Here is a 23,774-nt window from a genome sequence, read left to right on the forward strand (position 1 = left end):
GGGCGTGATGGATATCTTTGCCAACCTCGCCCACGGCTTCGCCGTCGCGTTCTCTCCGATCAATCTCCTGATGTGCCTGATCGGCGCCCTCGTCGGCACGCTGGTCGGCGTTCTCCCTGGCATCGGCACCATTGCCACCGTCGCGATGCTGCTGCCGATCACCTTCGGGCTGCCGCCGGTCGGCGCGCTGATCATGCTCGCCGGCATCTATTACGGCGCGCAATATGGCGGCTCGACCACGTCGATCCTGGTCAACATACCCGGTGAGGCGACATCGGTCGTGACCGCCATCGACGGTCACCAGATGGCCAAGCAGGGCCGTGCCGGCCCGGCGCTGGCGATCGCCGCGATCGGCTCGTTCTTCGCCGGCTGCGTCGCGACCGTCCTGATCGCACTGCTCGGCGCACCCCTGACGAAACTCGCGCTGGCGTTCGGCCCGGCCGAGTATTTCTCGCTGATGGTGCTCGGCCTGATCTTCGCGGTGGTGCTGGCCAAGGGCTCGGTGCTGAAGGCGATCGCGATGATCGTGTTCGGCCTGTTGCTCTCGATGGTCGGTTCGGACATCGAGACCGGTGCCTCGCGCATGGCTTTCAACATTCCCGAGCTCGCCGACGGCCTCGGCTTTGCGACCGTGGCGATGGGTGTGTTCGGCTTTGCCGAGATCATCCGCAACCTCGACCACGGCGCCGAGATGAACCGCGACCTCGTGCAGCAGAAGATCACCGGCCTGATGCCGACCAGGAAGGATCTGGCCGATTCGACGCCGCCGATCCTGCGCGGCACTGTGCTCGGCTCGATCCTGGGCATCCTGCCCGGCGGAGGCGCGGTGATCGCGTCCTTCGCGGCCTACACGCTCGAGAAGAAGCTCTCAAAGAACCCGTCCCGGTTCGGCCGCGGCGCGATCGAGGGTGTGGCGGGGCCGGAGAGTGCCAACAACGCCGCGGCACAGACCTCATTCATTCCGCTGCTCACCCTCGGCATCCCACCGAACGCGGTGATGGCACTGATGGTGGGCGCGATGACCATCCATGGCATCGTGCCCGGTCCGCAGGTGATGCAGAAGCAGCCGGATCTGGTCTGGGGCATGATCGCCTCGATGTGGATCGGCAATCTGATGCTGATCATCATCAACCTGCCGCTGGTCGGAATCTGGGTGCGGCTCTTGCGCGTGCCCTACCGGCTGATGTTCCCCTCGATCGTGATCTTCTGCGCGATCGGCATCTATTCGGTGAACAACGCGCCGGTCGACGTCATCCTCGCGGGCATCTTCGGTCTCGTCGGCTATTGGCTGATCAAGCACGATTTCGAGCCGGCACCGCTCTTGCTCGGCATGGTGCTGGGACCGCTGATGGAAGAGAACCTGCGCCGGGCGCTGCTGATCTCGCGCGGCGACTGGAGCGTGTTCCTGACGCGCCCGTTGTCGGCGGTGCTGCTTGCGGTCGCGGCAAGCCTGCTTGTCCTTACGGTGCTACCCGTGTTGCGCGCCAAGCGCGACGAGGTGTTCACCGAGTCCGAGAACTGAGGTGGCTGCGCCCTGGCCGGCGCGGTCCTGCGTCGGCGCGCCGCATTCGGAAGTCGAATCGACTTGTGTTACGGCTTTGTGAAATGGAAATGCCGGCCTTTGGGCCGGCATTTTATTGTGTCCAAAGGAGGATCGCCATGACGTTCATTCGCGCGCTCACAGGCGCATGTGCAGCAGCGATAGCAGCGCTGGGCGCCTTCATCGCAACGGCTGAGGCGCAGACCTATCCGACGCGCAGCATTACCATGATCGTGCCCTTCGCGGCCGGCGGGCCGACTGACGTGATCTCACGCATCGTCACCGGGCACATGGCGCAGACGCTGGGGCAGAGCATCATCATCGAGAACGTGGTCGGCGCCGGCGGCACCACCGCCACGACGCGTGCCGCGCGTGCGGCCAATGATGGCTATACGCTGATCACCGGGCATATGGGCACCCATGCCGCCTCCGTGCCGCTCTATCCGAAGCTGGCCTATCACCCCGAGAAGGACTTCGAGCCGATCGCACTGCTGGCCGGCACGCCGATCCTGATCCTGGCGCGCAAGGACTTTCCGCCGAAGGACCTCAAGGAGTTCGTCACTTATGTGAAGGCGAATGCCGAGAAGGTGAACGCCGCGCATGCCGGCGTCGGCTCGGTTTCGCACGTCTCGTGCGAGCTCCTCCACTCCATCCTGGACATCAAGCCCGTCGGCGTGCCCTTCAACGGCACGGGACCTGCGATGAACGCGCTGGTGGCGGGTCAGGTCGACTACATGTGCGACCAGATCGTCAACGCCGTCCCGCAGATCAATGCCGGCACCATCAAGGCCTATGCGATCGCCACGGCCGACCGCAACCCGTCGCTGCCGAACGTGCCGACCACGGCGGAAGCCGGCCTGCCGGCATTCCAGGCCCAGGCCTGGAATGCGATGTTCGCGCCCAAGGGAACCTCGCCCGCGATCGTGGCGAGCGTGAACGCCGCCGCCATCAAGGCGCTCGACGACGAGACGGTGAAGAAGCGCCTGCTCGAGCTCGGCAGCGTCATCCCCGGGCCGAAGGACCGAACCCCGGAGGCGCTGGCGACCCTGGTCAAGAACGAGATCGCGAAGTGGAGCCCGGTGCTCAAGCCGGCAAATTAAGCGAAGGCGATCAAGGCGCTAGGCGAGGGGCGGAACGCCGAGTTCCGTCCCTTGTCGTTTGTCCCGGGAACACTCACTTTTCCGGGTATAATCGACGGGGACAGCGAATCGCCGCTGTCGCAGCGCTGGGGGTGTCGTTAAGTTCGGCGCCTCCCCAAAGGCTCAGTCGCAACATGCACCAGTACCAGGACCTGCTCGAGCGGATTCTTTCCGACGGCGCCGAGAAGACCGACCGGACCGGCACCGGCACGCTCTCGGTGTTCGGCCATCAGATGCGCTTCAATTTGTCGGCCGGCTTCCCGATGCTGACGACCAAGCGGCTGCCGCTGAAGGCGATCGTGCATGAACTGCTCTGGTTCCTGAAGGGCGACACCAACATCAAATATCTGCGCGACAACGGCGTCACCATTTGGGACGAATGGGCGGACGCCAACGGCGATCTCGGCCCGGTCTACGGCCATCAATGGCGGTCGTGGCCCGCGCCGGACGGCCGCAGCATCGACCAGATCGCTGATGTCGTCGACATGATCAGGCGCAATCCGGATTCGCGCCGCCTGATCGTCTCGGCCTGGAATCCAGCAGAGGTCGACAAGATGGCGCTGCCGCCGTGCCATTGCCTGTTCCAGTTCTATGTCGCCAAGGGCAAGCTGTCGTGCCAGCTCTATCAGCGCTCGGCCGACGTGTTTCTCGGTGTGCCCTTCAACATCGCCTCTTATTCACTGCTGACCATGATGGTGGCGCAGGTCACCGGCCTCAAGCCGGGTGACTTCGTGCATTCGTTTGGCGATGCGCATCTTTATTCCAACCATCTGGAGCAGGCGAGGCTGCAGCTCAGCCGCGCGCCACGCGCGCTCCCGGTGATGCGGATCAATCCTGATGTGAAGGACATCTTCTCCTTCCGCTACGAAGACTTCGAGCTCGTCGGCTACGATCCGCATCCGCACATCAAGGCGGACGTTGCGGTCTGACACAGATGTCGTCGACCATCCGCCGTGCGCAGCCTGGAGAGGCAAGGCTCGTTCTCTCCTTCGTCCGCGAGCTCGCCGAATACGAAAAGCTGTTGCACGAAGTCGAGGCGACCGAGGCCGACATCGCCAACGCGCTGTTCGGCGAGAGGCCGCAGCTCTATTGCGCGATCGCGGAGTGGAACGGTGAGCCGGTCGGCTTCGCGGTGTGGTTTCTCAATTTCTCCACCTTCAGCGGCCGTCACGGCATCTATCTCGAAGATCTCTATGTGCGGCCGTCGCATCGGGGCAAGGGCCTCGGCAAGGCGCTGCTGGCCTATCTCGCCAGGGAATGCGTCGACAACGGCTGGTCGCGCCTGCAATGGGCGGTGCTCGACTGGAACGCACCCTCGATCGCGTTCTACAAATCGATCGGCGCGGTCATGATGGACGACTGGACGCTGTGCCGGGTCACCGGGCCTGCGCTGACCCACCTTGCCGGGAGCTCTGCCTGATGCAGATCGTCTTCGTCGTCGCCATCGCGGAGAACGGCGTCATCGGCGCGGGCAATGCGATGCCGTGGCGATTGAAGTCGGATATGGCGCGCTTCAAGGCGCTGACGATCGGCAAGCCGGTGATCATGGGCCGCAAGACCTTCGAGACCCTGCGCCGGCCGCTGCCGGGCCGCACCAACATCGTGGTCACGCGCGATCCGGCCTATCGCGCCAATGGCGCCATCGTCACGACATCGCCAGCGGATGCGGAGGCGGTCGCGCGCGGCGATGCCCTGCGGCGTTCGGTCACTGAGGTCGCGGTGATCGGGGGCGCCGAGATCTACCGGCAATGGCTCGGTCGTGCCGATCGCCTCGAAATCACCGAAGTTCATGCGCGCCCCGAAGGGGACACGTATTTTGACATCGACAAGGCGGAATGGGACGAGGTCGAACGCATCCGCCATCCTGCCGGTCCCGACGACAGCGCCGACCTGTCCTATGTGACATATCGTCGGCGGCGCGGCCATTAACCGCTTTCGTCAATGTTTACATTGACTTTTTCGTGCCCGAGCATAGCTCGGAAGACGGTCAGGGCTGCGTTGTAAGGGACTTGCCTGTCCCCTATAAAGCCGGACCGGACAAAGCGGGCGGTGGCAATTCCACCCTGCCGAGGAGAGCGTCGAATGCCGTGGAAGAATCAGGGCGGTGGCCCGTGGGGCTCGGGTCCAAAGGGACCATGGGGCTCAGGCCCGCAACCGGTCGGGCCGAGGCCGCCGGATCTGGAAGACCTTCTGCGGCGTGGCCAGGACCGCCTCCAGCAGATCATGCCGGGCGGTTATTTCTCCGGCCTCGGCATCACGCTGATCATCCTGCTGATCGTCGCATTCTGGCTGCTGTCGGGCTTCTTCCGCGTGCAGTCCGAAGAACTCGGCGTCGTGCTGCGCTTCGGTAAGCATGTCCGCACTGTGCAGCCGGGTCTGAACTATCATCTGCCTTATCCGATCGAGACCGTGCTGCTGCCCAAGGCGCTGCGCGTCAACACCACCTCGATCGGCATGACACTGATCGAGGATCCGGCGCGTCGCGGCCGCTCCATTCGGGACGTGCCGGAAGAGAGCCTGATGCTGACTGGCGACGAGAACATCGTCGACGTCGACTTCACCGTGCTCTGGCGCATCAAGCCGGACGGCATCGGCGACTTCCTCTTCAACATCCAAAATCCCGAAGGTACCGTGAAGGCGGTCGCCGAGAGCGCGATGCGCGAGGTGATTGGCCGATCTCAGATTCAGCCGATCCTGACCGGAGCGCGCAACGTCACCGAGCAAGGCGTGCACGAGCTGATCCAGAAGACTTTGGACAGCTACGGCGCCGGCATTCAGATAACCCAGGTGCAGATGCAAAAGGTCGATCCGCCCGCGCAGGTGATCGACGCCTTCCGCGACGTCCAGGCGGCACGGGCCAATCTCGAGCAGCTGCAGAACGAAGCGCAGACCTACGCCAACCAGGTCGTGCCGCAGGCGCGCGGACGTGCGGCCAAGATCCTGCAGGACGCCGAAGGCTACAAGGAGCAGGCGGTCGCCGAGGCCAAGGGCCAGAGCGCGCGCTTCCTGAAGGTTTACGAGGAATACAAGAAGGCGCCCGACGTGACGCGAGAACGGATTTATCTGGAGACGATGGAGCGCGTGCTCGGCGGCGCCGACAAGCTCGTCTATGACGGCGGATCTTCGGGCCAGGGCATCGTGCCCTATCTGCCCCTTGGCGAGTTGACGAGCAGGCGGCCGCCTACCGGTCAGCCCTCGAGCGGAGGCAGCCGATGAGGTCTCCGGTTACAGGTTTCGTCACGCTGCTCGGGCTGCTCCTGGTCCTGATCGTGGCCTACATGTCGCTGTTCACCGTGCAGCAGACCGAGCAGACGATTGTGCTCCAGTTCGGCAGGCCCGTCGACGTCGTCACCGCGCCCGGCCTGCACTTCAAGGCGCCGTGGAACTCGGTGATCAACATCGACAAGCGGATCCTCGATCTGGAGAATCCGTCGCAGGAGGCGATCGCCTCCGACCAGAAGCGGCTCGTGGTCGATGCATTCGCGCGCTACCGCATCAAGGACGCGCTGCGCTTCTATCAGAGCGTCGGCTCGATCCAGGCCGCCAACATCCAGCTCACCACGCTCCTGAACGCGGCGCTGCGCCGCGTGCTCGGCGAGGTCACGTTCATCAACGTGGTGCGCGACGACCGCGAGAAGCTGATGCTGCGCATCCGCGACCAGCTCGACCGCGAGGCCGACGGCTACGGCATTCAGGTCGTGGACGTCCGGATCCGCCGCGCCGACCTGCCGGAGCAGAACAGCCAGGCGGTCTATCTGCGCATGAAGACGGAGCGTGAGCGCGAGGCCGCCGAGTTCCGGGCACAGGGTGGACAGAAGGCCCAGGAGATCAAGTCCAAGGCCGACCGCGAGGCGACCGTCATCATCGCGGAAGCCAATTCGCAGGCTGAGCAGACCCGCGGTGCGGGCGATGCCGAGCGCAACCGCCTGTTTGCGGAGGCCTACGGCAAGGACGCGGACTTCTTCGCGTTCTACCGGTCGATGACGGCCTATGAGAACGGGCTGCGTTCGAACGACACCCGCTTCCTGCTGCGACCGGACTCGGATTTCTTCCGGTACTTCAGTAACCCCTCCGGCAAGATGGCAACCGAGACGCCGGCGAAGCCGTAAGCAAGACAAAGGGCGGCGGATTCCGCCGCCCTTCGTCCAGGCAAGAACAGCATAACGGGAGGTTCCATTCCGATGAGGTCCATTGCGTTCGCCGACTTCCTCATCGGCCTAGGCATCCTGTTCGTCCTCGAAGGCTTGATGTTCGCGGCCAGTCCAAACTGGATGCGCAAAGCCATGAAAAGCGCCATCGCCACGCCGGACAACATCCTGCGGGCGGTCGGGATCGGCTCGGCCGTGGCCGGCCTAGTCCTGATCTGGGTTATGCGGCGCCCGATTTAGGCCTTCGGCCAACGCCAAAGTGAAGGCGCCAGACTGGTTTTCGCCGTATTATCGGGCTCTTGAGGCTCGTTAAGCTCCGCGCTTGCGCCGTGCCCCCGTTCGAGCGCAGTCTGGCGCCGAATCCCTTTGCCTGGAGATCACAATGACCGCTGCCACCATTGCCCCGTCCCGCTCGCGTCGTCGCGCGCGATTTGGTGTTCGACTTGGGCTGGCCGCGCTCGCCATCGGTGCCTTCAGCGCGTTCGGCGCGCCGGCTCATGCGCGTGGACCGGATGGCATCGCCGACGTCGCCGAGAAGGTGATCGACGCGGTGGTCAACATCTCGACCTCGCAGACGGTCGACGCCAAGGGGGGCGGCAGCAACACCATGCCGCAACTGCCGCCCGGCTCGCCGTTCGAGGAGTTCTTCGACGACTTCTTCAAGAACCGCCGGGGTCCCGGTGGCGGCAGCAAGGGCGGCGAGCGCGGCGACAACAACCCGCCGCGCAAGACCAACTCGCTTGGAAGCGGATTCATCATCGACACGTCGGGCGTCGTCGTCACCAACAACCACGTCATTGCGGATGCCGACGAGATCCACGTCATCCTCAACGACGGCACCAAGATCAAGGCCGAGCTGGTCGGCGTCGACAAGAAGACCGATCTCGCCGTGCTCAGGATCAAGCCGCCGAAGCCGCTGGTCGCGGTGAAGTTCGGCGATAGCGACAAACTGCGCCTCGGCGACTGGGTGGTCGCGATCGGCAATCCCTTCAGTCTCGGTGGCACGGTGACGGCCGGCATCGTCTCGGCCAAGAACCGCGACATCTCCTCAGGGCCGTACGACAGCTACATCCAGACCGACGCCTCCATCAACCGCGGCAATTCCGGCGGTCCGCTGTTCAATCTCGACGGGGACGTCATCGGCGTCAACACGCTGATCATCTCGCCGTCCGGCGGCTCCATCGGCATCGGCTTCGCCGTGCCGTCGAAGACGGTGGTGGGCGTCGTCGACCAGCTCCGCCAGTTCGGCGAGCTGCGCCGCGGCTGGCTTGGCGTGCGCATCCAGAGCGTCACCGACGAGATCGCCGAGAGCCTCAACATCAAGCCCGCGCGCGGTGCGCTGGTCGCCGGTGTCGACGACAAGGGCCCGGCCAAGCCCGCCGGCATCGAGCCCGGCGACGTCGTCGTCAAGTTCGACGGCAAGGACGTCAAGGACCCGAAGGACCTGTCGCGCGTTGTCGCCGACACCGCGGTCGGCAAGGAGGTCGACGTCGTCATCATCCGCAAGGGCCAGGAGGAGACCAAGAAGGTCACGCTCGGCCGCCTCCAGGATCCCGACAAGGTGCAGGCGGCGGTGAGGACCGACGAGCCGGCACCGGAGAAGCCGGTGACGCAGAAGGCGCTCGGCCTCGATCTCGCAACGCTGAACAAGGATCTGCGCACGCGCTACAAGATCAAGGACAGCGTCAGGGGCGTGGTCGTCACCAATGTCGATGCCAATTCGGACGCCGCCGAGAAGCGCCTGTCCGCCGGCGACGTCATCGTCGAGGTGGCGCAGGAGGCGGTGTCGAGCGGCGCCGACATTCAGAAGCGGGTCGATCAGCTCAAGAAGGACGGCAAGAAATCGGTGCTGCTGCTGGTCTCGAACGGCGAAGGCGAGCTGCGGTTCGTCGCACTGAGCGTGCAGTAGGGGGTCACCTGTCATTCCGGGATGGTGCGTAAGCACCAGGCCCGGAATCTCGAGATTCTCAGGTGCGCAAGGGCGCACTGGAGTTCGATGCTTCGCATCGCCCCGGAATGACGGAAAAAGTCTATCCCTCCACGAACTCGTCGCGCCGATACCCCTGTGCATAGAGCAGCGCGGTGAGATCCCCGTGATCGATCCGCGCGGCTGCGGCCGCAGCCACGGCCGGCTTGGCGTGATAGGCGACACCCAGACCCGCGGCCTGGATCATCGCGAGATCGTTGGCGCCATCGCCGACCACGACCGAGTCGATGTCGTCAAGATCGAACGATTCCATCAGGTCCACCAAGGTCGCGAGCTTCGCAGCGCGGCCCAGGATCGGCTCCTTGACCTCGCCGGTGAACTTGCCGTCGCGCACGACGAGCTCGTTGGCGCGGTCCTCCTGGAAACCGAGCTTGGCGGCGACCGCGCGCGTGAACAATGTAAAGCCGCCGGAGACGAGGCAGGTATAGGCGCCGTTCGCGCGCATGGTCGCGACCAACTCGCGGCCGCCCGGCGTCAGCGTGATGCGCTTGGCCAGGACTTCGTCGACCGCGCTGGCGGGCAGGTCCTTGAGCAGCGCGACGCGCTCGCGCAGCGCCGGCTCGAACTCGATCTCGCCGCGCATCGCACGCTCGGTGATGGCGGCGACATGTGCCTTGACCCCGACGAAATCGGCGAGCTCGTCGATGCATTCCTGGCCGATCATGGTGGAATCCATGTCGGCGAGAAAAAGCTTCTTGCGCCTGAAGCCAACAGGCTGCACGACGATGTCGATGGGCAGGTCGCCGCCGAGCTCGCGCAACCGCTGTTCGATGGCGTGGCGGTCGCCTTCGAGGTTACTGTCGGCGCCGAAGGGGATGTCGACCGCAACCCCGTCGAACAGCCAGTGCGCGGGCGCCGCCTGCGGCAGCACGGCGCGGGCGCCGTCTACGATGGTCGAGTCGAGCGCGGGATTGTCGGGGTTGCAGATCAGCGTGGCGACGAGGGACATTTGAGGTTTTCGTGAGCGAGGGGCATTCGAGCAAGGCCGTGCTTATCGCAGGCCCGACCGCCAGCGGCAAGTCGGCGCTGGCGCTCGAGCTTGCGCTCGCCGCCCGCGGCGTCGTCATCAATGCCGATTCCATGCAGGTCTATCGTGACCTCCGCATCATCACGGCGCGGCCGACCGCGGCGGACGAGGCGCTTGTGCCGCATCGTCTCTATGGCCATGTCGATGCCGCCGTGAATTTCTCGGCCGGTGCCTGGGTAAGCGATGCGGCGAAGGCGCTCGACGAAGCGCGGGCCCACCGACGGCTGCCGATCTTCATCGGCGGCACCGGGCTCTATTTCAAGGCGCTGACCACAGGCCTGTCCGTGGTGCCGCCGATTCCCGCCGATCTGCGCGAGGATGTGCGCGCGCGGCTGGAACGGAATGGCGTCGAGGCGCTGCACGCGGAACTCGCAGCCCGCGATCCGCGCGCGGCCGAGCGATTGAACCTGCGCGACCGCACCCGCATCGCCCGCGCGCTCGAGGTGATCGAGGCCACCGGCCGTTCGCTGCTCGATTGGCACCGGGAGGGACAGCCACCGCTGCTGCCCAAGGACAGTTTTCGCGCGGTCTTCCTCGCGCCCGAGCGTAACGAGCTCTATGCCCGCATCGATGCCCGTTTCGATGCCATGCTGGGCGCCGGCGCGCTCAAGGAGGTCGAGCGGCTCGCCGCCAGGCATCTCGATCCGCTGTTGCCGGCCATGAAGGCCCATGGCGTGCCGTCCTTGATCCGGCATCTGCGCGGCGAACTCAGCCTGGAGGAGGCCGCCAGCATCGGCCGCGCCGATACCCGCCATTACGCCAAGCGGCAATTCACCTGGTTCCGCCACCAACTGCCGGAGTTCGAATGGATGAGGCCGGCCGACGCTAGGGGATGGCTCGCCGCGGTCGTGATGTCGGAGCGGGACTCCAACTGACGCGCTTTTGTGCCGGCTTCCCCAATTTACCTCTCGCCGAACCCGGGGAACACGGCTACACTGCCAAAATCGCGCGAGAATGGCCGCATTGCCTTGACATCGAGGCTTTGGCCGCTATGTTTCGCGCAACCTTTGGGAAGCCGAGCGCCCGCCATGCGTAACATTATTACCAATCTCCTTATCGCCGTCGTACCCAGGCACACCGCCGGGGGTGGCTAGCTGCCATCCACATGACAGGCGGTGTGCATGGGCCCTCTTCGGGGCCTTTTTTATTTCCCGAACCCGACACGAATGAAGCCGCTGACAACAGCGCATCCGGAGCAAGCCAATGAGCGACAAGAGCCACGATCCGAACCAGATGACCGGCGCAGCGATGATCGTCCGCGCGCTCATCGATCACGGCGTGACCGACATTTTCGGCTATCCCGGCGGTGCGGTGCTTCCGATCTATGACGAGATCTTCCAGCAGAGCCAGGTCCAGCACATCCTGGTCCGCCACGAGCAGGGCGCGGGCCATGCCGCCGAGGGCTATGCACGCTCCACCGGCAAGCCAGGCGTCGCGCTGGTGACGTCCGGCCCCGGCGCCACCAACATGGTGACGCCGCTGACCGATGCCCTGATGGACTCGATCCCGCTGGTCTGCATCTCCGGCCAGGTGCCAACGCATCTGATCGGCAACGACGCGTTCCAGGAATGCGACACCGTCGGCATCACGCGCCCCTGCACCAAGCACAATTGGCTGGTGCGCGATGTCAACGATCTCGCAAAGGTGCTGCATGAGGCCTTCTACGTCGCAACCTCGGGCCGTCCGGGTCCGGTGCTGGTCGACGTCCCCAAGGACGTGCAGTTCGCCACCGGCACCTATCATCCCCCGCGCAAGTCCGACGTGCACCGCTCCTACGCGCCGCGCCTGAAGGGCGATGCGACGCAAATCCGCAAAGCGGTCTCGCTGCTCGCGAACGCCAAGCGTCCCGTGATCTACAGCGGCGGCGGCGTGATCAATTCCGGCCCCGAGGCGACCAGGCTGCTGCGCGAGCTGGTCGAGGTCACCGGTTTTCCGATCACCTCGACGCTGATGGGCCTCGGCGCCTATCCGGCGTCGGGCAAGAACTGGCTCGGCATGCTCGGCATGCACGGCACCTATGAAGCCAACATGACCATGCATGATTGCGACGTCATGCTGTGCGTCGGCGCGCGCTTCGACGACCGCATCACCGGCCGCGTCGACGCGTTCTCGCCGGGCTCGAAGAAGATCCACATCGACATCGATCCGTCCTCGATCAACAAGAACATCCGCGTCGACGTGCCGATCATCGGCGATTGCGGCAACGTCCTCGGCGACATCCTCCAGGTGTTCAAGGCGGAGGCGAAAAAGCCCGACATCAAGTCGTGGTGGCAGCAGATCGCGCAATGGCGCGCCCGCAACTCGCTCTATTACAAGAAGAGCAACGAGGTCATCCTGCCGCAGCATGCGATCCAGGCCTTGTTTGAGCAGACGCGCGGCAAGGATACCTACATCACGACCGAGGTCGGCCAGCATCAGATGTGGGCGGCGCAGTTCTACGGCTTCGAGGAGCCGCATCGCTGGATGACCTCGGGCGGTCTCGGCACGATGGGCTACGGCCTGCCGGCCGCGGTCGGCGTGCAGGTGGCGCACCCGGACAGCCTCGTCATCGACATTGCGGGCGATGCCTCGGTGCAGATGACGATGCAGGAGATGTCCACGGCGGTTCAGTACGAGCTGCCGATCAAGATTTTCATCCTGAACAACCAGTACATGGGCATGGTGCGCCAGTGGCAGCAGCTGCTGCACGGCAACCGGCTGTCGCATTCCTATTCGGAGGCGCTGCCGGATTTCGTCAAGCTCGCGGAGGCCTACGGCGCCGTTGGCCTTCAGGTGCACAAGCCGGCCGATCTCGATGGCGCCATCAAGGAGATGATCTCGGTCAAGCGCCCGGTGCTGTTCGACTGTCGTGTCGCGGCACTCGAAAACTGCTTCCCGATGATCCCCTCCGGCAAGGCCCACAACGAGATGCTGCTGCCGGAGCAGGCCAACGACGAGGCAACCGCGAAGGCATTCGCCGGCGGCAAGGCGCTGGTGTGAGGCCATGTTCGACCTGAGGGAGCTCGAGCGCGCACATGCGATCGTGAGGCAGGCGGTGCCGGCAACGCCGGCGCATGCCTGGCCGTTGCTCGCACGTCGGCTCGGCACCGAGGTCGTGGTCAAGCACGAGAATCACACGCCGATCGGCGCCTTCAAGGTGCGCGGCGGCCTCGTCTATCTCGAACGGCTGAAGCGCGAGCGGCCGAAGACATCGGGCATCATCTCGGCGACGCGCGGCAATCACGGTCAGAGCCTCGCCTTTGCCGCGAGCCGCCACGGCGTGCCCGCGGTCATCTATGTGCCGCGCGGCAACTCGGTCGAGAAGAACCGCGCGATGAAGGCCTTTGGTGCCGAACTCGTCGAACACGGCGAGGATTTTCAGGCGGCACGCGAGGAAGCCGAGCGCCGCGCGCAGTTCGCCGGGCTCCACATGGTGCCCTCTTTCCACCCGGATCTCGTTCTTGGCGTTGCGACCTACGCTCTCGAACTGTTCCGCGCAGTGCCCGACCTCGATATCCTCTATGTGCCGATCGGACAGGGCTCCGGCATATGCGGCTGCATCATGGCGTGCGACCTGCTCGGCCTGAAGACCGAGATCGTCGGCGTGCAGTCGACGGAAGCGCCATCCTATGCGCTGTCGTTCGCGGCTGGAAAAATCGTGACGACCGAAACCAGCAACACGCATGCCGACGGCATGGCGACGCGCATCCCCGACGAGGATGCATTCGCGCTGATCCGCAAGGGCGCCTCGCGCATCGTGGAGGTCACCGACGACGAGGTCGCCGCTGCGGTACGCGCCTACTGGACCGATACGCATAATCTCGCCGAAGGCGCCGGCGCGGCCGCGCTGGCGGCGGCGCTGCAGGAAAAGAGCAAGCTGAAGGGCAAGCGCGTTGGTCTCGTGCTGTCCGGCGGCAATATCGATTTCGATCTGTTCCGCCGTTGGGTCGGGACGGACGCGCCAGCGACGGCGTGATGGAGAGACAAGAGGGGACGACAATGAACCAGCCCGCATCCGCCTATTTCATCGAGGACCGTCACGATCCCAACGAGACGCACACGCTTGCGGTGCTCGTGCAGAACGAGCCGGGCGTGCTCGCGCGCGTCATCGGCCTGTTCTCGGGGCGCGGCTACAACATCGAGAGCCTCACGGTCTCGGAGACCGAGGCCCAGAAGCATCTGTCGCGTATCACCATCGTCACCACGGGCACGCCGATGGTGATCGCGCAGATCAAGAACCAGCTCGACCGCATGATCCCGGTGTACCAGGTCGTCGACATGACCCAGACCAAGCGCTCGATCGAGCGCGAGCTGGCGATGGTCAAGGTGCGCGGGCAGGGCGAGCATCGGGTCGAGGCGCTCAGGCTTGCGGATGCGTTTCGCGCCCGGGTGATCGACGCCACCACCGAGAGCTTTGTGTTCGAGATCACAGGCAATACGGACAAGATCAATCAATTTATCGACCTGATGCGCCCGCTCGGCCTTGTCGAGGTGTCGCGCACGGGTGTTGCCGCGATCGCTCGCGGGCCTGAGGGGATGTGAGCCATGCTGGCGCGCGACTGGTACTACAACGAGCGGAACCGGATGGGGATCGAGCCCGCGGTGGCCTCGATCTACGACAACCATGACGATGCCGATCTGCGGGCGCGCGCCGCGTTGAAGATGCTCGGGGTCCAGCGTGGCTGGCGCATCGCCGACATTGGCTGCGGCAACGGCGTGCTTGCCACCGAAGCGGCGTTGATGGGGGCCGATGTCGACGCCATCGACATTTCGCCGGCGATGCTGGCGTTGGCCGAGATCTATGCCCGCGACCGCAAAGCGCCCGTGCGCACCCAATCCGCCGGCCTGCTCAGCTTCGCCTACCGGCCCGAGTCCTACGATCTCATCGTCAGCGAGTTCACGCTGCACCATCTGCCGGATTTCTGGAAGGCGGTGGCGATGTCGCGGATTTTTCGCGCGCTCAAGCCCGGAGCGACGTTTTATCTCCGTGACATTGTTTACTCAACGATGCCTGACGCAATCGAGCGTGACGTCGAGCAATGGGCCGACTTCCAGATCAAGAACCACGATTTCTCCCGCGAGGGCGTGGTGACCCACATGCGCGACGAATATTCCACCTTCGGCTGGGTGATGGAGCGGATGCTGACCGACGTCGGCTTCACACTGGTCTCGGCCGACTACCACGCGCCGATGCATGGCACCTATCTGCTGCGGAAACCGAAAGCCGGCGAGCAAGGCTAGACCAGAACAACAAACAGGGCTGCGAGACAAAGCAGAACCGGAAACAACAATGAAGCCGGCCGACATCCTCATCGCCGTCATGGTGGCGATCATCTGGGGGCTTGCCTTCGTGGCGAGCCGGATCGCGCTCGACGAGCTCTCGCCCGAACTGATGACGGCCCTGCGCTTTACCATCGCCGCGGTGCCGTGCCTGTTCATTCCCAAGCCGAAGGTCGCCTGGTCGCTGCTGATCGCCATCAGCTTCACGCTGTTCCTCGGTCAGTTCCTGTCGCAGGCCTACGGCATCGCCCATGGGGTGCCGGTGGGCCTGACCTCCGTCGTCGTGCAGAGCCAGGCGCTGTTCACGATCGGCTTTGCCGCGATCCTATTCGGCGAACGTCCGACGCCGGTGCAGACGCTCGGCGTCGCCATCGCCGCGGCGGGTCTTTTGATGATCTGCGGCACCGTCGGCTACGATTTCAGCGTCGGTGCCTTTGCGGTGCTGATGATCTCGCCGCTCAGCTTTGCTGTCGGCAATCTACTGCTGCGCGGCGCCCGCGGCGTGCCGATGTTCGATCTGTTTGCCTGGCTGTGCCTCACCTCGGCTATGCCGCTGTTCGTGCTGGCGCTGATCGCCAACGGACCGGCGCCGACCTGGACGTCGCTGACGCACATGTCGCTGACATCGGCGCTCTGCATGCTGATGCTCGGCGGCATTTCCACAAGCATCGCCTATTGGCTGTGGGGCCGCCTCTTGCGCGACTATCCCGCGGCCCAGGTGGTGCCGTTCGCGCTGCTGGTCCCGTTCGTCGGCTCGGCTGCGTCGAGCATCGTGTTCGGTGAGCGGTTCGGCCCCTTGAGGCTCGCCGGCATGCTGACCGTGATCGGCGGTATCGCCGTGATGGTGCTGGCAAAGCGCCCGCAAGTTCTGCCGAAGACCGCGTGAGGTGATGATGACCTACTCGCTGTTCTACGCTTTCCTCGTCTTCATGGTCGTGATGTACTTCACGCCCGGGCCGAACAATATCATGCTGCTGTCTTCCGGCCTGACCTATGGCTTCCGGCGCACCATCCCGCACATCGTCGGCATCGTCATTGGCTTTGCCTTCATGGTGGCCGCGGTCGGTCTCGGGCTCGGCACCGTATTCCTCGCCTATCCGATCCTCCAGACCATCCTGAAATATGCCGGCGCTGCCTATTTGATTTACCTGGCCGCCGTGATCGCCATGGCTGGTCCGGCCAAGCCGGGCGAGGAGAATGGCCGCGGCCCGATGACCTTCTGGGGCGCGGCCATGTTCCAGTGGATCAATGCGAAGGGCTGGGTCATCGTGATCGGCACCATCACCGCTTATGCCGCAATCGCCCAATTTCCGATCAACATCGCCATTCAGACCGTGATCAGCCTCGTCGTCGGTACCGTCTCGACCGTGGTCTGGGCGCTATTCGGCTCCGCATTGCGGCCGGTCCTGACCTCCGAGCGGCTGGTCCGCGCCTTCAACATCCTGATGGCGATCCTGCTCTTGGCCTCCCTCTACCCCGTTTTCATGGATGCATGATGTCGCGGATTTCCATGCAGAAACGGGTTTCCCTCAGGGCTGAAAATGCTCTAGACAGCCCCGGAAATCCGCAAATTTCACCCTTCGGACACTGACCATTGGCCGATTTCGGCCCTGAACGAGGAAACGACCCATGCGTGTTTATTACGATCGCGACGCCGACCTGAACCTGATCAAGGGCAAGAAGGTCGCCATCGTCGGCTATGGCAGCCAGGGCCATGCCCATGCGCTCAATCTGAAGGATTCCGGCGTCAAGGAAGTCGCCATTGCGCTGCGCAAGGGTTCGGCCTCGGCCAAGAAGGCGGAAGCTGCCGGGTTCAAGGTGCTGGAAGTTGCGGAAGCCGCCAAATGGGCCGACCTCGTCATGATGCTGACCCCGGACGAGCTCCAGGGCGACATCTACCGCGAGCACCTGCACGACAATATGAAGAAGGGCGCGGCCCTGGTGTTCGCGCACGGCCTCAACGTCCACTTCAATCTGCTCGATCCGCGTGCCGACCTCGACGTGCTGATGATCGCGCCGAAGGGCCCCGGCCACACCGTGCGCTCGGAGTATCAGCGCGGCGGCGGCGTGCCCTGCCTGATCGCGATTGCCAAGGACGTCTCGGGCAATGCCCATGACCTCGGCCTGTCCTATGCTTCCGCCATCGGCGGCGGCCGCGCCGGCATCATCGAGACCACCTTCAAGGAAGAGTGCGAGACCGACCTGTTCGGCGAGCAGGTGGTGCTCTGCGGCGGCTTGGTCGAGCTGATCAAGGGCGGCTACGAGACCCTGGTCGAAGCCGGCTACGCGCCGGAGATGGCCTATTTCGAGTGCCTGCACGAAGTGAAGCTGATCGTCGACCTGATCTATGAAGGCGGCATCGCCAACATGAACTACTCGATCTCCAACACCGCCGAGTACGGCGAGTACGTCACCGGTCCGCGCATCATCACCGACGAGACCAAGAAGGAGATGCGCAAGGTTCTGGCTGACATCCAGGGCGGCAAGTTCGCCCGCGACTGGATGCTCGAGAACAAGGTCAACCAGACCTCGTTCAAGGCCACCCGCGCCAAGCTCGCCGCGCACCCGATCGAGGAAGTCGGCGCGAAGCTGCGCGACATGATGCCCTGGATCAAGAAGGGCGCGCTGGTCGACAAGAGCAAGAACTGACGTCTGCGCCGTCATTCCGTGGGTGACGAGCGAAGCACAATCTTCGCTCGTCAAACCAAATCTTGGACCCTGGCGACTATGTCGAGCGAGATCGCAAACAGCGGTCTCGCTCTTTTCATCTTGGCGAGGCATTGCTCCTTTCAAACTTTCCGCGACCTAAGGCGCAGTTGAGCGGCTCGGCTCCTGCCAAGTAAGCCGTCGCATCAGCCCGCGGGGACGGTCTGCCCACGCGGATGGCGGGCCATCGCAATCATGCGCAGCGCCATCACGATGAGCAACGGAAGCAGGAAGGCGGCATAGAGCGGCATCGTCGGCACGCGCTTGCCGAACGAGACCATGAACTGGAACCAGAGGTAGTAGCCGCCCACAAGATGCAGGGCCCGCCAAGCACGCGGGCCGATCAGTACGGCGGTGCGGTCGAACGACGTCGCGCTCATGGCGATGATGAAGCCATAGCCGATGCCGCCGAAGATGTAGGAGGCCGCCGAGGTGGCCTCGGCAAATCCGGCCGGATCCATCCTGGCATACGTCACGATCGCCGCCGCGTGGATGGCGTGGGAGACCGCGAAGCTGAGGCCCAAATAGCGGCGGTTGCGTTTCTGCCAGCGCGTCCAGGCATTGGGCCAGAGCCGCGCCAGCGCCGCGGCGCTGAAGGCGAGGCAGAACAACAGGAGCGAGCTTCGCGCCGTGAAGCGGATCACCATGCGGACGCCCTCGACCTCGAACTGCCGCATCGAGGCGATCCACAGGCTGAGTGCGACCAGGCTCAAGCAGAGGACGGCCAGCAGCCGCCAGCCTTCGAGCCAGCTTTGACGTTCGGACATGGCGATCTCCCTCTCTATGTAATCGCCGATTACATTTGGCATCGAAGGGGCCGTCAATGGTGTAATCATTACTTACATTCACTTTCGGGTGAGGCTAGAAAGCTCCATGCCTGTCCGTCAGCCGTCCAAGCCGCGCGCCCGCCGCCCTGTCATCGAAGCTCGGCCGTACCATCACGGTGACCTCCGCCGCGTGTTGATCGATGCTGCGCTGCAACTTGCAGCGGAAGGCGCCGAAGTCTCGGTCCGGGAGGCCGCGCGCCGCGCCGCGGTGTCGCCGGGGGCGCCGTTCCGACACTTCCCCAACCGCGATGCGCTGATGGCGGCCGCCGCCGCGGAGGCACAGCGCCGCTTCCGCGCCGAGATCGAGACGGCGTTGGCTGAGGCTCCGGCCGCCGACCCGCTCGGCCGCTTCCGCGCCTTTGGTCTCGCCTATTTGCGTTGGGCCATGCGCAACCCCGCGCATTTCGAGATCATCTCGACCGGGCGCTATTTTGCTCATGGCAGCTCGCCGGAGCTGATGCGAGACAATGCCGAGCTGATCGCGCTAACGGAGCAGATGCTGGATGACGCGGCAAAGCAAGGCCTGCTGCGGCCTGCTGACCTCAAGCGCATCCAGATCGCCGGGCGCGCCCTCGTCTACGGTTTCGCCCGGATGAATCTCGACGGCCATTTCCCGCGCTGGGGCGTCGGGAAGGGCGAGATCGAGCAGATGGCGGAAGGCGTGATCGATCTTTTCATCGCGGGTATCGCAAAGCTCTAGCGGTCAGTGGCTCTGGGCGATGCTGGGCGGCGCCTCCCACTAACATTAAGCGAACGTCGACCACGGCCGCGCGTTGCCTCTCCTTGACGGTTCCGTTACAGTTTTATGACACGGTGCAGGTTTCCGGCTGCATCGGGCGTCGCTGGCCGTCTTTGGGGGCCAGCGAGGCTTGGCATCACCGCGCCGGACCAGAAGTTGCGTGTCGTCGATGGCGTCCGCGCCCAATCCAGGTCCTTCTGCCACGACCGCCGTGCTGGCGAGCGTCACCGCGCTCGGCATCTGGCGGCTGCTCGCGGTTGCAGCGCCGCATCTGGCCGCACTCGCGCTGATGTACGAGACCGAGACCGATTTCGGCTCGCGCCTGTCCTTTGCGCTGGCCTGGGGCATCCTCAACTTCTTCTGGATCACGCTGCTGCGGCGGCCGGCGCTGTCTGGCGCGCTGTCGCTGACCATGGTCGTCGTGCTGGTGCTGCTGTCGCGGCTCAAGCACGACGTCGTGCAGATGACGGTCAACTTCATCGACCTGATGATGATCGACCGCGACACCGTCGCGTTCCTGTTCACGATCTTTCCGAATTTGCGCTGGTCGGTGATCCTGGCCGGTCTGGTCACGCTGCCGCTGATGTACGCGCTGTGGTGGCTCGACCCATTCCGCATCCGTCGCCTGCCGGCGCTCGCCTGTAAGCTCGCCTGCCTTGCTGCCCTGGTCGGCTATTCGCTCTATCATCCGGAAGAGGCTTGGCGCGGCTATTACGACGACGGCTATCTCTCGAAATTCTTCCGCTCGGGCGTCACGGCCGTCTCCGACTTTGCGCGGCACGGCTTCATGGAGGCGTCTGCTTCGACCGGCGAGCGGCTCAACATGCCGCTCATCGATGCCTGCCACCCAGCGGGCCGCCGGCCCAACATCATCATGATCCATGATGAATCCAGCTTCGACATCCGCGCCGCCCAGGGCATCAAGGTGCCGCCGCGCTATGGCGACTATTTCAAATCGTGGGACGGCAAGCAGCGCACGTTCCTCGCCGAGAGCAATGGCGGGCCGAGCTGGTTCACCGAATACAACGTGCTCGCGGGGCTCTCCGCGCGTTCGTTTGGTCGCTTCGCCTATTTCGTCACGCGCATCGCCTCGAACCGGGTCGAGCGAGGCCTGCCGCTGGCGCTGCGCCGCTGCGGCTATGACACGCTGTCGCTCTATCCCGCCCATGGCGGCTTCATGGGTGCGCGCAGCTTTCAGATGACCACGGGAATCGAGCGCTTTCTGGATTCCAAGGATCTGGGCGCCAAGGATGTCGAGCCCGACAGCTTCTTCTATGACAAGGCGCTTCAGCTGATCGGCCAGCAGCCGCCGAACAAGCCGCTGTTCACCTTCATCTATCTCGGTGCCAACCACTTCCCCTGGGAGACCCGCTTCCGTCCCGATCTGCTGCCGAATTGGCGCGCGCCGGGCAATGTGCCGTCGATCGACGAATATCTGCGCCGCCAGACGATGAGCGCCGAGCAGTACAAGGCGTTCGTTGCCGGCCTGAAGAAGACCTTTCCCGGCGAGCCCTTCCTGATCGTGCGCTACGGCGATCATCAGCCGGAATTTGCGCCTGCTATCCTCGAGCCCGGGCTCGACGAGGGCGCGATCGGCAAGAAGCTCGACGCCTACGATGCGCGCCTCTACGCGACCTATTACGCCATCGACGCCATCAATTTCGAGCCGGTTAGAAGCGATGCCGTGATGGATACGATCGACGGCCCCTATCTGCCGCTGGTGGTTCAGGAAGCCGCCGGCATCCCGCTCGATCCGTCCTTTGCCGAGCAGAAAGAGATCATGCTCCGCTGCAAGGGCATCTTCTATGGCTGCAAGGACGGCGCCGAGGCGCGGCGGCTGAACCGGCTGTTGATCGATGCGGGGATGATCCGGGGACTGTAGCCCTTACCGTCATCCTGAGAATCCGTAGGGTGGGCAAAGCGAAGCGTGCCCATCACCTCTCACACGCAGAGACCGTGGGCACGGCGCTTACGCGCCTTTGCCCACCCTACGAAATCTCACCTTATCGCCCGCCCACCTTCTCCCACAGCCACCTCGCCACCGCATCGGGCGATGAATTCGCATCATTGCCGCTGGCGCGCAAATTCGCCTCGCGCATGGTGGCGATGTCGATCCTGCCGAGCAGCGGCTTGAGTGCAGCCTGCAACTTCTCGTCTCCGGCGCGCTTCGGCGCTAGCAGCAGGATCGCATCATAGGGCGGGATCGCGTGTTTGGGGTCGTCGAGCGCAACGAGCTCGTATTTGGCAATCAAGCCGTCGCTGGTGTAGCCGGCGATGACGTCGACTTCGCCGCTGGCGACGGCCGCATACATGAAGTCCGGTTGCATCTGGCGCTGGGCGCGGAACTGCAGCCCATAGGCCTTTTGCAGCGCCGCCCATTCCGGGCGCGAGAAGAACTCGTAGTCGCCGGCAATCGACAGCGTGGCCGCATGTGCGGCGAGATCGGCGACGGTCCGGATGCCGAGCGCCTCGGCGCGCCGTCTTGGCATCACCAGCGCATAGGCGTTCTCGAAGCCGAGCTCGCCGAACAGGGTGATGTCCTCCTTGGCGAGCGCCGTCTTCAATTCCGCGACCAGCTCGGCGCGCGGCTTGATGTCGGTGCGATGCAACTGGTTGGCCCAGAGCGTGCCGGAATAATCGACATAGAGATCGATGTCGCCGGCCTTCAGCGCGCCGAAGATCACGCTGGAGCCGAGGCCGGAGCGCGGGGTCGCCGAGAGGCCTGCCGCCTGGAGGCGGTCCCTTATCAGCGCCGACAGCACATATTGCTCGGCGAAGGTTTTGGCGCCGACTACATAACCTGAGGACGAGCGTCCCAAGGTCGGCACGAGCGTAGCGGCGAGCAGCGCCGCGATTCCGATCGCGCCGAGGCCGCTGCGCACGTGACTGCGGCGGCGCAGGCCGCTCTCGATCAGCCCAAGCAGTTGGTCGACCGCGAGCGCGAGCAGGGCGGAAGCCACGCAGCCGAACAGCACGAATACCCAGTTCTGGGTCTGGAGGCCGGCAAAAATGTAATTGCCGAGACTGGTTTGCCCGATCGGCGTCGACAGCGTCGCGGTGCCGATCACCCACACCGCCGCAGTGCGGATGCCGGCCATCATCACCGGCAGCGCCAGCGGCAGCTCGACGATCATTAGCGATTGCCGCGCGGTCATGCCGACGCCCTCGGCAGCCTCGATCAGCGCGGGATCGATGCCGTTGAGGCCGGTGATGCCGTTGCGCAGCACCGGCAGCATCGAATAGAGCGCCAGCGCCAGCATCGCCGGCAGGAAGCCGAACGCCGAAAAGGATACGCCGAACCAGGCCAGCGTGACGGAAGCAGCCAGCAGCAGCAGCGGATAGAACAGCGCGAGCAGCGCCAGCCCAGGTACGGTCTGCACGATGCTGGCGAACGCGAGCAGGATGGCGCGTGGCGCCGGACGATTGCGCGTCAAAATCGCCAGCGGTAAGCTCACGGCGAGGCCAAGCGCGAGCGCGGCGAGGCTCACCCGCACATGGTTGCCGAGGTAGTCCGGCAGATGCGACAGCGCCTCGCCCCAGCGCGGATCGGTGAAGAGGCTCATGCCGCACCGCCCATCGGCAGCAACGCATTCAGTCGCTCGACCTGGCGCCGCGGGGTGCGCAACAGCTCGAGCACGTAATCGTCGCGGCTGCTCCAGAGCTCCGCAGCCGTACCCTGTGCGAGCAATCGTCCGCCGCGCATGACCGTGATGCGGTCGGCGAGCAGGATCGCCTCGGTCATGTCATGGGTGATCATCACGGTGGTCAGGCCGAGCTTGCGGTGCAGCGCGCGATAATCATCACCGAGCGCATCGCGGGTGAGGGGATCGAGCGCGCCGAACGGCTCGTCCATTAGCACGATGCGGGGTCTTGCCGCGAGCGCCCGCGCCACGCCGACGCGCTGGCGCTCGCCGCCGGAGAGCGCCTCGGGCAGCCGGTCGCGATGCGATGCGCGGTCGAGCTGCACGAGCTCCAGCAGCTCGTCGATACGCCCTGCAACGGCCGCAGCCGGCTCGCCGAGCAGCTTCGGCGTGATGCCGATATTGTCGGCGACGCTCAGATGCGGAAACAGCCCAACGCTCTGGAAGACGTAGCCGATCCGGCGCCGAAGCGCGACCGGATCGATAGTCCGCACGTCCTGGCCTTCGACGGTGATGGTGCCGCTATCGGCCTCGATCAGCCGGTTGGCGAGCCGCAGCAGCGTGGTCTTGCCCGAGCCCGAGCCGCCGACGATCGCCACAAACTCGCCGTCGGTGATCTCGAGCGACACGTCGTCGACGGCCTTGAGGGAGCCGAAGCGCTTGGTGACGTGCTGGTAGCTGATCGCCAGCTTGGAGGGCATCGGTTGAAGACTCGCTCTTACCTCCCCTGGAGGGGGAGGGTCGCTCGCGCGAAGCGCGGG

23 protein-coding genes are annotated in these 23,774 nt (G+C 64.7%); 19 read left to right on the top strand and 4 right to left on the bottom strand.

The features are described 5' to 3' along the window. Positions 1–7: 7 nt before the first annotated feature. The 9 genes from HZZ16_RS16270 (at position 8) to HZZ16_RS16310 (ending at position 8,736) form a co-directional block, all read left to right on the top strand. A complete protein-coding gene (locus tag HZZ16_RS16270; RefSeq protein WP_197949439.1) occupies positions 8–1,522 on the top strand; it encodes a tripartite tricarboxylate transporter permease in 1,515 nt (504 codons plus the stop codon). A 137-nt stretch (positions 1,523–1,659) separates the two neighbouring features. Then, the gene (locus HZZ16_RS16275) at positions 1,660–2,640 is read left to right on the top strand and encodes a tripartite tricarboxylate transporter substrate binding protein BugD (protein WP_197949440.1); all 981 of its coding nucleotides are present in this window, start codon (positions 1,660–1,662) and stop codon (positions 2,638–2,640) included. 173 nt (positions 2,641–2,813) lie between these two features. Beyond that, on the top strand, positions 2,814–3,608 hold the full coding sequence (locus tag HZZ16_RS16280) for a thymidylate synthase (RefSeq protein ID WP_197949441.1): 795 nt from the start codon (positions 2,814–2,816) through the stop codon (positions 3,606–3,608). A gap of 5 nt (positions 3,609–3,613) precedes the next feature. After that, a complete protein-coding gene (locus tag HZZ16_RS16285) occupies positions 3,614–4,099 on the top strand; it encodes a GNAT family N-acetyltransferase (RefSeq protein ID WP_197949442.1) in 486 nt (161 codons plus the stop codon). Beyond that, on the top strand, positions 4,099–4,608 hold the full coding sequence (locus tag HZZ16_RS16290; protein WP_197949443.1) for a dihydrofolate reductase: 510 nt from the start codon (positions 4,099–4,101) through the stop codon (positions 4,606–4,608). The genes HZZ16_RS16285 and HZZ16_RS16290 overlap by 1 nt, the downstream gene beginning before the upstream one ends. A gap of 153 nt (positions 4,609–4,761) precedes the next feature. After that, positions 4,762–5,895, top strand: coding sequence for an FtsH protease activity modulator HflK (gene hflK, locus HZZ16_RS16295; RefSeq protein WP_197949444.1), 1,134 nt, complete (start codon positions 4,762–4,764; stop codon positions 5,893–5,895). After that, positions 5,892–6,788 carry a protease modulator HflC gene (gene hflC / locus HZZ16_RS16300; protein WP_197949445.1) on the top strand — a complete coding sequence of 299 codons (897 nt, stop codon included), beginning with the start codon at positions 5,892–5,894 and terminating at the stop codon, positions 6,786–6,788. Before hflK ends, hflC begins: the two co-directional genes overlap by 4 nt. A 72-nt stretch (positions 6,789–6,860) precedes the next feature. Beyond that, on the top strand, positions 6,861–7,067 hold the full coding sequence (locus HZZ16_RS16305; RefSeq protein ID WP_025038031.1) for a DUF2065 domain-containing protein: 207 nt from the start codon (positions 6,861–6,863) through the stop codon (positions 7,065–7,067). Between the two features lie 142 nt (positions 7,068–7,209). Further along, on the top strand, positions 7,210–8,736 hold the full coding sequence (locus tag HZZ16_RS16310) for a Do family serine endopeptidase (protein ID WP_197949446.1): 1,527 nt from the start codon (positions 7,210–7,212) through the stop codon (positions 8,734–8,736). 121 nt (positions 8,737–8,857) lie between these two features. Here the strand turns inward: HZZ16_RS16310 and serB are convergent, their stop codons facing one another. Next, a complete protein-coding gene (serB, locus tag HZZ16_RS16315; protein ID WP_197949447.1) occupies positions 8,858–9,763 on the bottom strand; it encodes a phosphoserine phosphatase SerB in 906 nt (301 codons plus the stop codon). Positions 9,764–9,774: 11 nt separating this feature from the next. Between serB and miaA the strand changes: the two genes are divergently transcribed. From miaA to ilvC, 8 genes are all read left to right on the top strand, one after another. After that, the gene (gene miaA, locus HZZ16_RS16320; RefSeq protein ID WP_197949448.1) at positions 9,775–10,716 is read left to right on the top strand and encodes a tRNA (adenosine(37)-N6)-dimethylallyltransferase MiaA; all 942 of its coding nucleotides are present in this window, start codon (positions 9,775–9,777) and stop codon (positions 10,714–10,716) included. 328 nt (positions 10,717–11,044) lie between these two features. Further along, a complete protein-coding gene (locus HZZ16_RS16325) occupies positions 11,045–12,820 on the top strand; it encodes an acetolactate synthase 3 large subunit (RefSeq protein ID WP_197949449.1) in 1,776 nt (591 codons plus the stop codon). Positions 12,821–12,824: 4 nt separating this feature from the next. Next, entirely contained in the window at positions 12,825–13,796 is a 972-nt protein-coding gene (locus tag HZZ16_RS16330; protein WP_197949450.1) for a threonine dehydratase, read from the top strand. A 23-nt stretch (positions 13,797–13,819) separates the two neighbouring features. Next, complete coding sequence (gene ilvN / locus HZZ16_RS16335; protein WP_197949452.1) at positions 13,820–14,362, top strand: acetolactate synthase small subunit; 543 nt, start codon at positions 13,820–13,822, stop codon at positions 14,360–14,362. Between the two features lie 3 nt (positions 14,363–14,365). Next, positions 14,366–15,061 (top strand): class I SAM-dependent methyltransferase, encoded by a 696-nt coding sequence (locus HZZ16_RS16340; RefSeq protein ID WP_197949454.1) that lies wholly within the window; start codon positions 14,366–14,368, stop codon positions 15,059–15,061. Positions 15,062–15,110: 49 nt separating this feature from the next. Further along, the gene (locus HZZ16_RS16345; RefSeq protein ID WP_197949456.1) at positions 15,111–15,986 is read left to right on the top strand and encodes an EamA family transporter; all 876 of its coding nucleotides are present in this window, start codon (positions 15,111–15,113) and stop codon (positions 15,984–15,986) included. Between the two features lie 7 nt (positions 15,987–15,993). Beyond that, positions 15,994–16,596 (top strand): LysE family translocator, encoded by a 603-nt coding sequence (locus HZZ16_RS16350; RefSeq protein ID WP_197949458.1) that lies wholly within the window; start codon positions 15,994–15,996, stop codon positions 16,594–16,596. 133 nt (positions 16,597–16,729) lie between these two features. Further along, positions 16,730–17,749: a ketol-acid reductoisomerase gene (ilvC, locus tag HZZ16_RS16355; protein WP_027577255.1), complete on the top strand. Its 1,020-nt coding sequence runs from the start codon at positions 16,730–16,732 to the stop codon at positions 17,747–17,749. Positions 17,750–17,952: 203 nt separating this feature from the next. Here ilvC and HZZ16_RS16360 read toward each other — a convergent pair whose 3' ends face one another. Then, a complete protein-coding gene (locus HZZ16_RS16360; protein WP_197949460.1) occupies positions 17,953–18,573 on the bottom strand; it encodes a hypothetical protein in 621 nt (206 codons plus the stop codon). A 106-nt stretch (positions 18,574–18,679) separates the two neighbouring features. Between HZZ16_RS16360 and HZZ16_RS16365 the strand changes: the two genes are divergently transcribed. Further along, positions 18,680–19,333 carry a TetR/AcrR family transcriptional regulator gene (locus tag HZZ16_RS16365; RefSeq protein ID WP_210342486.1) on the top strand — a complete coding sequence of 218 codons (654 nt, stop codon included), beginning with the start codon at positions 18,680–18,682 and terminating at the stop codon, positions 19,331–19,333. 208 nt (positions 19,334–19,541) lie between these two features. After that, entirely contained in the window at positions 19,542–21,254 is a 1,713-nt protein-coding gene (locus HZZ16_RS16370; protein ID WP_197949464.1) for a sulfatase-like hydrolase/transferase, read from the top strand. A gap of 121 nt (positions 21,255–21,375) precedes the next feature. Here HZZ16_RS16370 and HZZ16_RS16375 read toward each other — a convergent pair whose 3' ends face one another. Beyond that, complete coding sequence (locus tag HZZ16_RS16375) at positions 21,376–22,935, bottom strand: glycine betaine ABC transporter substrate-binding protein (protein WP_197949467.1); 1,560 nt, start codon at positions 22,933–22,935, stop codon at positions 21,376–21,378. Further along, a complete protein-coding gene (locus HZZ16_RS16380; protein WP_197949469.1) occupies positions 22,932–23,714 on the bottom strand; it encodes an ATP-binding cassette domain-containing protein in 783 nt (260 codons plus the stop codon). Before HZZ16_RS16380 ends, HZZ16_RS16375 begins: the two co-directional genes overlap by 4 nt. Positions 23,715–23,774: the final 60 nt, after the last annotated feature.

The sequence above is a fragment of the Bradyrhizobium glycinis genome (assembly GCF_016031655.1).
Classification (GTDB): domain Bacteria; phylum Pseudomonadota; class Alphaproteobacteria; order Rhizobiales; family Xanthobacteraceae; genus Bradyrhizobium; species Bradyrhizobium glycinis.

Coding starts and splice junctions, on each gene's coding strand:
- HZZ16_RS16275 (WP_197949440.1), top strand. CDS start 1,660: ATGACGTTCATTCGCGCGCTCACAGGCGCATGTGCAGCAGCGATAGCA.
- HZZ16_RS16270 (WP_197949439.1), top strand. CDS start 8: ATGGATATCTTTGCCAACCTCGCCCACGGCTTCGCCGTCGCGTTCTCT.
- hflC (WP_197949445.1), top strand. CDS start 5,892: ATGAGGTCTCCGGTTACAGGTTTCGTCACGCTGCTCGGGCTGCTCCTG.
- HZZ16_RS16290 (WP_197949443.1), top strand. CDS start 4,099: ATGCAGATCGTCTTCGTCGTCGCCATCGCGGAGAACGGCGTCATCGGC.
- HZZ16_RS16365 (WP_210342486.1), top strand. CDS start 18,680: ATGCCTGTCCGTCAGCCGTCCAAGCCGCGCGCCCGCCGCCCTGTCATC.
- HZZ16_RS16330 (WP_197949450.1), top strand. CDS start 12,825: ATGTTCGACCTGAGGGAGCTCGAGCGCGCACATGCGATCGTGAGGCAG.
- HZZ16_RS16380 (WP_197949469.1), bottom strand. CDS start 23,714: ATGCCCTCCAAGCTGGCGATCAGCTACCAGCACGTCACCAAGCGCTTC.
- ilvC (WP_027577255.1), top strand. CDS start 16,730: ATGCGTGTTTATTACGATCGCGACGCCGACCTGAACCTGATCAAGGGC.
- HZZ16_RS16360 (WP_197949460.1), bottom strand. CDS start 18,573: ATGTCCGAACGTCAAAGCTGGCTCGAAGGCTGGCGGCTGCTGGCCGTC.
- hflK (WP_197949444.1), top strand. CDS start 4,762: ATGCCGTGGAAGAATCAGGGCGGTGGCCCGTGGGGCTCGGGTCCAAAG.
- HZZ16_RS16305 (WP_025038031.1), top strand. CDS start 6,861: ATGAGGTCCATTGCGTTCGCCGACTTCCTCATCGGCCTAGGCATCCTG.
- HZZ16_RS16350 (WP_197949458.1), top strand. CDS start 15,994: ATGACCTACTCGCTGTTCTACGCTTTCCTCGTCTTCATGGTCGTGATG.
- HZZ16_RS16280 (WP_197949441.1), top strand. CDS start 2,814: ATGCACCAGTACCAGGACCTGCTCGAGCGGATTCTTTCCGACGGCGCC.
- HZZ16_RS16325 (WP_197949449.1), top strand. CDS start 11,045: ATGAGCGACAAGAGCCACGATCCGAACCAGATGACCGGCGCAGCGATG.
- ilvN (WP_197949452.1), top strand. CDS start 13,820: ATGAACCAGCCCGCATCCGCCTATTTCATCGAGGACCGTCACGATCCC.
- HZZ16_RS16285 (WP_197949442.1), top strand. CDS start 3,614: ATGTCGTCGACCATCCGCCGTGCGCAGCCTGGAGAGGCAAGGCTCGTT.
- HZZ16_RS16375 (WP_197949467.1), bottom strand. CDS start 22,935: ATGAGCCTCTTCACCGATCCGCGCTGGGGCGAGGCGCTGTCGCATCTG.
- HZZ16_RS16345 (WP_197949456.1), top strand. CDS start 15,111: ATGAAGCCGGCCGACATCCTCATCGCCGTCATGGTGGCGATCATCTGG.
- serB (WP_197949447.1), bottom strand. CDS start 9,763: ATGTCCCTCGTCGCCACGCTGATCTGCAACCCCGACAATCCCGCGCTC.
- HZZ16_RS16340 (WP_197949454.1), top strand. CDS start 14,366: ATGCTGGCGCGCGACTGGTACTACAACGAGCGGAACCGGATGGGGATC.
- HZZ16_RS16370 (WP_197949464.1), top strand. CDS start 19,542: ATGGCGTCCGCGCCCAATCCAGGTCCTTCTGCCACGACCGCCGTGCTG.
- HZZ16_RS16310 (WP_197949446.1), top strand. CDS start 7,210: ATGACCGCTGCCACCATTGCCCCGTCCCGCTCGCGTCGTCGCGCGCGA.